Origin of the sequence: Arthrobacter sp. Cr_A7, from assembly GCF_029222765.1 — a bacterium.
GTDB lineage: Bacteria > Actinomycetota > Actinomycetes > Actinomycetales > Micrococcaceae > Arthrobacter.
Map to the genome: position 1 here is coordinate 41,911 of NZ_JARHXQ010000247.1, position 11,103 is coordinate 53,013.

At 58.3% G+C, this 11,103-nt stretch carries 6 protein-coding genes and 1 pseudogene; 5 read left to right on the forward strand and 2 right to left on the reverse strand.

The annotated features are described in order from the left end of the window. Positions 1 to 139 precede the first annotated feature (139 nt). Positions 140 to 1,477, forward strand: coding sequence for a hypothetical protein (locus P2Q66_RS14510; protein WP_275729211.1), 1,338 nt, complete (start codon positions 140 to 142; stop codon positions 1,475 to 1,477). Between the two features lie 45 nt (positions 1,478 to 1,522). Further along, the gene (locus P2Q66_RS14515) at positions 1,523 to 1,750 is read left to right on the forward strand and encodes a hypothetical protein (protein WP_237430034.1); all 228 of its coding nucleotides are present in this window, start codon (positions 1,523 to 1,525) and stop codon (positions 1,748 to 1,750) included. Between the two features lie 270 nt (positions 1,751 to 2,020). Here the strand turns inward: P2Q66_RS14515 and P2Q66_RS14520 are convergent, their stop codons facing one another. Continuing rightward, positions 2,021 to 2,236 (reverse strand): hypothetical protein, encoded by a 216-nt coding sequence (locus tag P2Q66_RS14520; protein ID WP_275729215.1) that lies wholly within the window; start codon positions 2,234 to 2,236, stop codon positions 2,021 to 2,023. On the opposite strand from P2Q66_RS14520, the gene P2Q66_RS14525 reads away from it, so the two are divergent. Then, positions 2,235 to 3,419, forward strand: a complete 1,185-nt coding sequence (locus P2Q66_RS14525; protein WP_275729217.1) for a DNA cytosine methyltransferase — start codon at positions 2,235 to 2,237, stop codon at positions 3,417 to 3,419. The genes P2Q66_RS14520 and P2Q66_RS14525 overlap by 2 nt on opposite strands. 122 nt (positions 3,420 to 3,541) lie before the next feature. Here the strand turns inward: P2Q66_RS14525 and P2Q66_RS14530 are convergent. Next, positions 3,542 to 4,439: pseudogene (locus tag P2Q66_RS14530) on the reverse strand (IS5 family transposase). 231 nt (positions 4,440 to 4,670) lie between these two features. Here P2Q66_RS14530 and P2Q66_RS14535 point away from each other — a divergent pair. Together P2Q66_RS14535 and P2Q66_RS14540 are read left to right on the forward strand one after the other, a co-directional pair. Next, complete coding sequence (locus P2Q66_RS14535) at positions 4,671 to 9,308, forward strand: DEAD/DEAH box helicase (RefSeq protein ID WP_275729219.1); 4,638 nt, start codon at positions 4,671 to 4,673, stop codon at positions 9,306 to 9,308. Next, positions 9,298 to 11,103 (forward strand): UvrD-helicase domain-containing protein, encoded by a 1,806-nt coding sequence (locus P2Q66_RS14540; RefSeq protein WP_275729222.1) that lies wholly within the window; start codon positions 9,298 to 9,300, stop codon positions 11,101 to 11,103. The genes P2Q66_RS14535 and P2Q66_RS14540 overlap by 11 nt, the downstream gene beginning before the upstream one ends.

The window sequence follows — 11,103 nt, forward strand, 5'->3', positions numbered from 1 at the left end:
GGGCGTGACACTTTCGTGATTGCGGATCCCTGTGTGGGACGATATCGATCGAACGGTAGCGAAACGCGGGGGCTTCAAAATCCTGCTGGCGGCCGGGTCACCCGCCTAGGCGGAATTTCGGCCTGCGAGGGGACATCACATGACAAACAAGAACAACGAGCTCGTGCCGGTATGGACACTTGCGACAACCGAAGTTAGCGTGACTGACGTGCTCGGCAGCGAAGGCCTCACGCCTGCTCGCCTTTCTGAGCTAAGGACGGTGTTGGCAGCACTGGCAGATTCCCCCATCGCCACGCTTGAGATGCATCCGATGCCTCCAGCACGCAATCGGAAGGGTGGGATCCCGCTTGATGCTGCAAGCCCGCTCGCTACGCAGCTGGCACAACTTGTATCGCAAACCGCTAAATCGGCTCCGCAGAAGCTGAATCTCGCCGAGACAGGCGAAGTGCTTTATACAATGGTGGTACCGGCGAAAGTTGCGTCCCAGGTGGGCAGCGGTCTCGTCACTCCGATGGTGTCCAAGACAGTTGCAGGAGGCGTCCATAGCGCGCTGCGCGACTCGCACGGTATCGTAGCCAACGCTACTTTTGTCCCTGTGGCTTGTAGTAAAGCCTCAGCTGTGGGTGCCGGTGCGGCAGGTGCGGCCGGGGCGGCAACTGGTTCGGCCGCGACAGCTGGTGTAGCGGTAGCTAGCGCCGGCGCTTTGACTGTAGCGGCGCCGCTCGTGCTGATGGCAGTGGCCGTCGGCGTCAGCGCGCACGCCGAACAACAACGTCAGGAAGCCATCGAGCGCATCACTGACCTCTTGGAGCAGTTGCACGAGGACTCCCTCGATAAGGAGCGTAACGAACTCGACGGTTCCCGCGAAGCGATCGATAAGGCCACTTCCATTCTCCTTGACAAGGGAAAAATAGGCTTCTCCCTTGGCTTGGATTCCTCTGTGCACGGGATCAACACTGCCATCGCTGCCACCCGTAGGCGGCTGAAGAAGTGGGAAGCTGCATTAGATGCCTTGCCTGACGGGGCAGTCGAAGTGAGCGCACTGAAGAAGTCGTTCCCCGGCGTCACCGAGGAAGGCGGCACGTTTCGAGCTCACTTGGAAATCGCGAGGCTTGCCATCGCTCTCAAACGGCGGGTGCTCGTGCTTCAGGCGGTCGATCACGCCCAGCAGGATACTAGCAACCCATTTACGAGCTTCATCGGAACACTGCGCGACGACGGGCGCAGCACCGACGAATTGGAGTCCGGCATCACCGAGGTTTTGCACCGACTGGCCAATCTTGAGTTGAAGCGCGACGGCGGATTCCGGCTTCCAGCCTTTACACCGGGCGAGGTAGACCAACTACTTCAAGCCGCCTATCGCCTTCGTGCACTGGGAGACGGTCTTCACACCGATAGTCACCAAGGCGATGTCGCCATCGAGATGGAGCGAAACAGCGACGGATCACTCGTCGTCTTCCCTGCGATCGCTGCGTAATTGCCGACTACGGAAGCAGCACAACCCAACGATACGGAGCAAATAATGGCCGGAAGAACAGACAAAGCCGCTGCCGCTCTTAAGATCGGCGGGCAGAAAGTGAAGGCTACCGCCGCCAAGGCCTACGCGCTCGCGAGGGACCCCGAAGTGCAGGCGAAGGCCGGTGAGCTTTTCGAGGACGGCAAGAAGTTGTATCGGGCAGCAATAAGCCCCGAGGCAAAAGAGGCCTACCGGCAAGCAGCCGAAGTTATTAATAAACTGCGGAAGAAATAGCCAGGGCGGCCTTCTGCTGCCTCCATTTGGGGTGCGTTCCCGCTAACTGGCCAGTTGCACAAACTCGCCGCGCAGTTCCAGCCGCCCAGTGTCTACCGTATTGCAAGCCTTGATTTAGGCGGGTGGCTACTCCTGCAGTCAGGCGCTCCGCGCCGAACGTCCGGATGGTTTCCCGGTGCAGCTCGTCCACGGTGATGCCGCCTGTCGTGCGGACAACCTCAACCATGGCGTTCCGAAGCTCGACCACGCTGATGTGTTCAGGCTTCCTGGTCACATCAGCTCCATTCGGCCGGAATTGATCCCACCTTTCCTGTCGACCGAGACATCCCAGCTGAAGCCGTCCGCGTCGCGGGAGTGGGCAGAGCTATCAAGGACGCCGAGCACGAAGCTTGCCCGCTGCCCGTTCACCTTGTTGAGTTCGAAGGCGGTCGACAGGAAGGATGCTGGCCCATCGGTGATCCGTTGCCCGATAAGATTGTGTCCCATGACCTTTCTGCAATCGGACCCACCTCTTTCCGACGCTGAAATGGTGGATCTCTTCGCCGGTCCTGGTGGACTGGATGTCGCTGCACGCTGGCTGGGATTGTCTGTGGCCGGCATTGAGTGGGACGAAAATGCTTGCGCAACCAGGCGGGCTGCCGGGCTTGGAACCGTGCAAGGTGACGTACGGGATCATGGTCCCGCCGAGTTTCCCCATGCGACGATTCTCGCCGGGGGGCCGCCGTGTCAGACGTACACCGTTGCCGGGGCAGGTGCTGGTCGTAAGGCATTGGACCGGGTCCTGTCCTTCATTACGCGCATGGCCGACGAGGACGACGTCACAACTGAGCTAGCCAGGTTGGATGATGAGCGGACCGGGCTAGTGCTGCAGCCGCTGCGATGGGCATTGGAGGCCCATAAGGCGGGGAACGCCTACGAGGTTATTGTGTTGGAGCAGGTGCCTGCGGTTCTGCCCGTGTGGGAGGCCATGGCAAAGGTATTGGAACCACTGGGTTATGGGACGGTGACTGGCGTACTCCACGCAGATGAGTACGGGGTGCCGCAGACGCGCCGTCGCGCGATCCTGATCGCGAGCCGTCACCGCACCCCCGTACTTCCCGCACCCACGCATCACCGATTCAGGAGAAAAGAGGCGAAAGCCTTTACGAGCCGGCCTTCGTTGCTGCCCTGCCTGAGCATCGGCGAAACGTTAGGCCGGGTGGAGCCCTTCGTGATGATCTCCAATTATGGAACCGGCGGGGACCCAAAGGCCCGAGGTCAGCGCACTTCGAAGGAACCGGCTTTCACGGTCACCGGAAAGGTTTCCCGGAACCGGTTGTTCTTCAACGGGAACGAACTCGACCGCCTCACACTTGCGGAGGCTGGCCAGCTCCAGACGTTCCCCGCCGATTACCCGTGGTCGGGCAAGGACGTCTCGCAACAGATTGGTAACGCCATTCCACCGCGACTTGCTGCCCACGTCCTGGCAGCAGCTCTCGGTCGAGATCTTGACGCAAATTTTTTCGACACGATGATAAGAAAACCGTGGACCGACACGGCTCGCGAAACTGCACCACAAAACAACGAGGGTGCCCACGACTATCCTGTGCCGAGGACTGGACCGGTGCCGGCACGACCAATCGGCGGACGTACCCGGCAGGCCCCCAGCCTCGTATCGTCGCAAATCTGAGTGACCGTCACTCCAGAATTTCTCTTCCCAAATGTGTTCGTTTGTCATACCTCGCATCGTGAATCATTGGGACTGATGACGGTCACTCATGAACCAAACCCAACGCCGCGGTCCCCACAGCCCTAGGGAGTGTTGCTAAAGCTGGCTTTTAGCCAGACGAGCGATGCAGCGAGTTGTACGGCGGCGAGGTAGTTGCGTGCAGTTTTGTCCGATCTCATGGCGAGGCCCCGCCAGTTCTTGAGTCGGTTGAATCCCCGTTCGACGACGTTGCGCCCCTTGTAGGCTTCACCGTCGAACGCCGGCGGGCGCCCGCCAGCGGAGCCCTTTCTCTTCCGGTTCGCTGCCTGGTCAGACTTTTCAGGGATAGTGGCCTTAATGCCGCGGTCGGCCAGCCAGCTGCGGTTGGCCTTGGACGTGTACCCCTTATCAGCCAAGACGCGGTCCGGGCGGGTCCGGGGCCTTCCCCTTCCATGCCGTGGGACCCGGATCTCCTCGAGGGTGGCGGCCATCATGGTCGTGTCATTGATGTTGCCGGCGGTAAGGACGGCTGAGAGCATTCGCCCTTTGCCGTCGGTGGCCATGTGCAGCTTGGACGTCAGCCCACCGCGGGAACGCCCGATCGCGTGGTCAGGCGGTTCGATGCCGAGTTTCATGTAATTCGAGGGGACCCCCTGTGAGGCGTGGAAGGGTCGCTCCGTGCTGGTAGACGCGCACGATCGTGGAATCGATCGAGGCGACCCAGTCAAGATCGCCCAAGGCCTCCGCTCGGGTCTGGACGTGTTCGAGAACTTCCGTCCACGTGCCATCTTTGGCCCAGCGGTCGAAGTTCTTGAACACGGTGTTCCAGTTCCCGAAGTGCTCGGGTAGGTCCCGTCATGGCGCCCCGGTTCGGAACTTCCATGCAGTCCCCTCCACGATCAGGCGGCGGTTCGCGACTGGGCGCCCGTTGCCCTTCCAGGCTGGAAACAGGGGTCCGATCACGGACCACACCTCGTCAGACAGCAGAAAGCGATCGCTCATCACACCAGCCAACGCCAACAAGCCCTCAAAGGGGTTTAGCAACACGCCCTAGGTAGTGCCATAGCCCGTTGCCTCGTATAGCACCTCTGAGAAGCCTCGCTGTATCAAGAGCTGCGGGAAAAAGTGGCGTCTTGGTGGTAAATATTGTCGAGAAGACTTCGGCGTGGGCCGATAGCAGTGATCTCGATATGGGGGACAGAACCGATGACGGTTCGGGATTCATGGGCCGGCGTGACTTCGCCGCTCAGCAAGTTTGTTGCGGCTGAAACACAGAGCGCACTTAATGCTTACAGGGCCCGTCCTGACCTTGTCCGCGAACACAGCAACATTGAAGCTGCTATTTCCCAAGGCGGCTACGGCCGGAAGCAGCTAAACGAACTTATACAGAACGCGGCCGACGCCATCAAGGATGCCGGGGGTCGCATCAAAGTGGTCTTGACGGAGGATGCGCTTTACTGCGCCAACGAGGGCCAGGCCTTTTCGGAGGCGGGCTTTCGGACTCTAATGCTCTCCCACTCATCTGAAAAGCGTGACGATGAGATTGGTCGTTTTGGGCTAGGGTTCAAGTCGGTTATCCAAATAACCTCTGATCCAAAGATCTACAGCCGGAGCGGCTCCGTCTCGTGGAGCCAGACCCGAAGCCGGGAGCTTCTCCAGGGCCTGTACCCGAACCTCGAAACCTACCCAATTCTTCGACTAGCCACGACCGTAGACCCGGACATCGCAGCAGCCGACGACGGTGTTCTCGCCGAGCTCTTCCCCTGGGCCTCTACCGTTGTGAAACTGCCTCTGACAGGTAATGTCTCCTGGCTGTCCGATGAGATTAAGAAATTCCCCGGGGACTTTCTTCTCTTCTCCGAAAAAATCGGATCTCTGGAGTTCGATGATCGGATCGATGGATCCGCGCTTACTTGGTCTGCCGATAGAGACGGTAACCGAGTTAATCTCAATGACGGGACCGCCACGAACGAGTGGCGCATCTTCCGGGACAAACATGTCGTCAGCACCCAGGCAGCCGTCGAGGCCGGGAGCATCGTAGCGCGCAAGCAGGTGGACGTCACCTGGGCGGTCCCGTTGACCGATAATCAGCGTAAAAAGCTAGGCCGGTTCTGGAACTACTTTCCTACCCAGCACGAGACTTCGCTTCGAGGCATCGTTAACGCCGCATTCAAGATGAATGAGGACCGGCACAGCATCCTGGAAACTCTTTATAACAAAGAGATCCTTACTCGCACCCTTCCGCGGATGGTCGCAGGAGCTCTCAAGGACCTCAGTACCCCGACGGATCCTGCGCTGTTTCTCGATATTCTTCCGTCACGTGCCCGAGAATCCTATTCCTGGACTGACGCTGCGATCAATAAACCAATCTTCACAATTCTTCCCTTTGCCCCGTGTCTGCCAGACAGATCTGGAACCTTGAGACTACCGACGGAAATCAAGGTCCAGCCTGTTCTCGAAGAAGCAACTCGACTGACGGCACTCTGGGATTCCTGGGTACCGGCAGACCGACCGTGGTTGCACTCTATTGCACTGCGAGGGCGCGAGCCCCAAGTGGCCCGCATCCTGCAGGAAGCAAATTCGAAGCGTGCCTCGGTTGAGGAGTGGCTGCAAGAAGTTGTTGTTGGCGGCGAGCTGCAGGATTACGAGAATGCGCTCCAATTAGCCGCCATGATCGACAAATCCTATGCGGATTATCGGCCAGCCATGCGTCGAAGCCGTATCGTGCTCATGTCGGACGGCAGCGTCGAGGCACCCATTACGTCCAGAGTGTTTCTTCCCATGAGTGCCGACGACGAGTCCGCCAATGTGGTTTCATACGACTTGATGCACCATGGCAACGCGAACAGCTACCTTCGTGCCCTTGACCTCCAAGCACAAGATGGCCGCGGCATCGTCAGCCGAGTCGCCAGTAAAGTCGGTCAAGACTACACAGACATCGAGCTCGCGCAGTCTTTGTGGAGGCTTACTCGATCGCTAGCAGTCCCCGAGAGTCTGGCCGTTATCAACGAGAGAACGGACCCTACGAAAGTTTTGGTTCGCTGCCGCGATCATCAGTGGCGCCAGTTGGGCAACGTGTGGCTCCCAGGCGGACTATTCGCCCTAAACAGTGTTGGCGATGAGCATCTTGTAGTGGACGACCAGTTCCACGCCAACGACCTCGCTCTCCTCAAGAACCTCGGCGCGAGGACTCTGCTCGTAGACGCCAAGATGACGCGTGCCGGTGAAACCTACGAACTCTGGAAGCAGGCTGAGGCAAGCCGTCTTGCCGATGCATCTCGTAACGGACCCGCACCCCTTTCCGAGGCCGGGATACGATTCAACCAGGCCCTTACGACGGATGGCCTTCACCTTCTCATCGATGCGTCAGCCACGACTCGAGCCAAGGTGACACGGACGATTCTGGGGCGGCCACAGTATCCCTCGAAGGTTGAATTCAGCAGCGGTTTTCGACCGGCAGAAACGATAGACGGGCCCGATCTCTGGTGGGTCAAGAAGTACGGCGCCTTCGAAACGCCGCTTGGAACAGTGGATGCCCAGCAGTGCGTTGGAAAAGTCGAAGGGATTCCCTCGGACTATCTGCCCTTCCCCGGAGAAGAAGCAGCAGCAGCGCTAGGTTTCCCATCCGATCCCGCCCGAATTAAATGGGCCCTCGTCCTTTCCTTGGCTGAGCATCAGTTGCCCATGCAACAACTGCACGAACTATACGGCGCACTGGCCGCCCTCGAAGTACGTCCGCCAAAGGAACTTCTCACCCCTCTCAGCGGAGGGCGGAACACTCGATACTTGACCAAGGACGTGGTCCTCGCTTCCAATCTCGCATCTCGGGAGCATTTAGTAGAGACCGCCAGCGCTCCAGCGCTCTACACAGGTCATCCGGAACTGGATGAGGCGTTGGAAGAGAACTGGGGAATTAAGCGGATAACTATCGAATTTTTCAAGTCGGCTGATGCCGTACCCGTAGAAGGCGAAGAACCGAAGAGTATTAAGGCGCTTTTCCCCTACCTCAAGCGGGTGGCCAGTGAAGTCACGGTGCAGACTCTGTGTGTCCCCTGCATGTCAGTAAACGAAGTCCAGACTAATAGCTACGACTCCCACTCACTGGCAACTCCCAGAGCTTCATACTTGCATGATGGGATGCTGTACTACCGGGCACCTCAGGGCGATCAGGCGTTGCTGACGACAATCCTGGGAGCCTTTGGAAGCAAACGATCCACTTTGCAAGTAATGCAGGCAATGCGACAGCTTAAGAAAGACGACGAAGCCCAGGCTCGCATCGGACGGGTCAACAAGCAAAAAACAGATGCCGGGAAGATTGCTGAGCTCGTCGGCCGCGACACCCTCCGGAGACTTATTCCCGACGCAGTTACAAACATGCTGGAGGCCAGGGGTCTGCAGCTGACTGACGAGCGCATGTTCGAGATCGTTAGCAACTTGCACGGGAGCAGTCTCCTCAAGGTACTCAAGCCCGCACTGTCAGAGGCAGGTATCGAGACCCCGGATCAGTTCCGTGGCGGCAAAACGGCCCAAGAGTTCGTCAAAGAGCTCGGGTTCTCCCCCGCAATGGCCGGTGAATCCATCAAGAAGAAACCGGAGCGCGAGGAGTTCGTCGGACCTGTGGGTTTGAACCCACTTCACCCGTACCAGGAGACAACCAGCAAGAAAATCGTCGACCTCCTGGCGGGGGACACAAAGCACAGCCGTGGCCTGGTTCAGTTGCCCACGGGAGCCGGCAAGACCCGTGTAGCCGTTGAATCCGTGATCCGTGAGATCAAAAAAGCGCCAAAGGAAGAACATCGCTTAGTCATCTGGATCGCTCAATCCGAGGAACTCTGCGAGCAGGCCATCGAAACCTGGACCTACGTGTGGCAAGCAGCAGGAGCTCCCGGTGAACGGATGGCAGTTAGTAGGCTCTGGGGCGGCAACAGCGCCGTTCGAGAGGAAACCAAACTCCACCTGGTCGTTGCGACAATCCAAACACTTGCCAGCATCCAACAGACACGTCGGTCTATGTATGAATGGATGTCTGATCCAGACCTCGTGATCATCGATGAGGCCCACGGGGCGACGGCAACTTCCTACACACCCGTCCTTTCCTGGTTCGGCCGCTCATTCATGGAAAAGTCACGATCGCTGCTTGGCCTTTCGGCCACACCCTATCGGGGCACCAACGAAAAGGAGACCGAGCGACTCGTGGCCCGATTTGGACGCAATCTCATCGAGCCCGATGAGTTCAGCGCGGAAAACGCCCACGAGTATCTCCAGGAAATGGGTGTTTTGGCCCGGGTGAAACATCGGGAGCTGAAGGGCATCGAACTCAAACTCAAAGATATGCCCTCAGCCCGGGACCAGGATTCACAAAGTGCAATGCTCGAGGCCCGCATCGACCTCCAGCACGTAGCAGACAACACGCAACGCAATGAGGCCATTCTTGACCACATCAAGGCATCGGACACGAAAGGACCAACTCTTGTCTTTGCGGCCTCCGTGGAACACGCCGAAGCTCTCGCCGCCGTCCTCACGGTGGAAGGCATTCCCGCAGCCGCAATATCGGGTAAAACCGATCTTGGTCACAGACGTTCCATCATTGAAGACTTCCGAAACGGAAGAATTCGCGTTCTGGCTAACTTCGACGTACTCACCCAGGGCTTCGACGCACCCAAGGTGGATGCCGTATACGTTTGCCGTCCCACGTTCTCCCCCAATAAGTACATCCAGATGATTGGGCGGGGCCTTCGTGGTCCGTTGAACGGCGGCAGCGAAGAAGTTTTGATTGTGAATGTGAAGGACAACTTGGATCAGTATGGGCACCAGCTCGCTTTCACGCAGCTGGACTACCTTTGGAGGAACGAGGCAATAAGTGCTCGCTGAGATTGAGCTGGACGAGAGTCAGCGGGCGGTAGCGGAAGCGGAACCAGAGGACAGGCTTTTTGTCACGGCCGCGGCGGGGCAAGGCAAGACCGAGGTGCTTCTGGCCCGAGTGAAAACACTCGCAGAAGACGGTCTAAATCCGGCAGACGAGATTCTTGTACTGAGTTTCTCTCGAGCCGCCGTCGAAGCAGTACGGAAACGTGCTCGGGTGCACGACCTGGATGGCTTGCAGATCAGGACGTTCGACTCCTTTGCCGCGCAAATACTGATCGACATGGACGAAGATAGTCTCGGTGATAGCTTTGATGCGCGGATTAGGAAAGCGACGCAATACATTGCCGGCGAAGAAACGCCCGACCGAATCTTGCACCTAAAGCACATTCTGGTAGATGAAGCCCAGGACCTCGTGGGAGACCGGGCGGAGCTTGTCTTGGCCTTGTTCGCCGCATTAGGCGAGGACCTAGGCTTCACAGTGCTCGGGGATCCGTTGCAAGGTATATACGATTTCCAGCTGGAGGAGTCAGACTCAAAGCTGACGTCCGGCGAGCTCATCGAGAAGCTGAAAACTGATTTTGGTGCTGAACACCAGAAACTTGCCAGACATTATCGGGCGGTCACTGACCGCACCCGGGAGCTCATTTCTGTCGGTGACGAAATACGGAGCCTCGGTGAGCTCGATGATTCAGGTTCAGAGAGAGCACACGGCCTTCTCGACGACTTCCGAAGGGAAGTGTCCAGCACCTCGGTGTTAAATGAGTCCGGGGCGCTAAGCCCGAATGCCGGCGAGACGACTGCCCTCCTCTGTTCGACAAACTACGAGGTGCTTATCGCGAGCGAACTTCTGTGGCAGAACGGCTATCCGCATCTGATTCGCCGCAAAGCTCAGGACATGAGTGTGGCGCCTTGGGTGCACCAGGTCTTCAAAGACCTCGAAGATCGAACGTACGACGCGGACGACATCAGGTCACGCCTTACCGCTGTCTTTGGCGACTCAGCAGCTGACCTATGGCTTGCGCTAAAGACAGCTGAAGGGAATTTCACGGCTTACAATTCCTTGAACGTTCCCCAGCTGAGTCAGCGACTCCGCAGCCGTTCAATCCCCTTAACTCTGACAGTGGCAGATACTGCCAGCCTTATAGTCTCCACCGTTCACCGCGCCAAGGGGCTTGAGTTCACCAACGTCCTCTATCTGCAGCCCGAGTTTGGATCGCCGGCCGCTGAGCAGAACGAGGCAACGCTCAAGCAAAAATACGTTGCGCTGACCCGCGCACGGGAAGAGATCATTTCCACGAAGTTGCCGAAGAAGCTGCTTCAGCGCGCCGATGGATCAACTGGACGCTGGTTGGAAAAGGCCTACGGAAAGTACGGCGCGTACAACGCCCGGATGGAGTTCCTCAACTCGGACATCGATGATGTCTCCCCTTACTACCCCGAAGACGGCGATGCCCAGGCAATCCAGGACAACCTCGTATTGGAGGACCTCTTGGGCCAGGTAGTGTCTGGCTCCCTGCAATCCGAGCCGGAGCCCGGCGAAGTGCCCCGCTATGTATTGACGACCAGTGAAGGCAAGGTTATCGGGCGAACCAGCCCATCCTTCGCGTACGCGCTGAAAAAGAACTTTGCATTCAAGACTCACCGCAGGGACGAGTGGCCCGCAGGGTTCACGGGCGCGCGCGTCACGTCCATCGAATGCGCGACCGGCCATCCGGAAGAAACGAAGCTGACGGGGTTGGGTTCCTCGGGCATGTGGTTGGTCCCCCGGCTAACCGGTTTGATCACGCGGACAAAGAACTAG

Bases quoted from the DNA above. Each gene is read 5' to 3' on its own strand.
- P2Q66_RS14510 (WP_275729211.1), top strand. From the start codon at position 140: ATGACAAACAAGAACAACGAGCTCGTGCCGGTATGGACACTTGCGACA.
- P2Q66_RS14515 (WP_237430034.1), top strand. From the start codon at position 1,523: ATGGCCGGAAGAACAGACAAAGCCGCTGCCGCTCTTAAGATCGGCGGG.
- P2Q66_RS14525 (WP_275729217.1), top strand. From the start codon at position 2,235: ATGACCTTTCTGCAATCGGACCCACCTCTTTCCGACGCTGAAATGGTG.
- P2Q66_RS14520 (WP_275729215.1), bottom strand. From the start codon at position 2,236: ATGGGACACAATCTTATCGGGCAACGGATCACCGATGGGCCAGCATCC.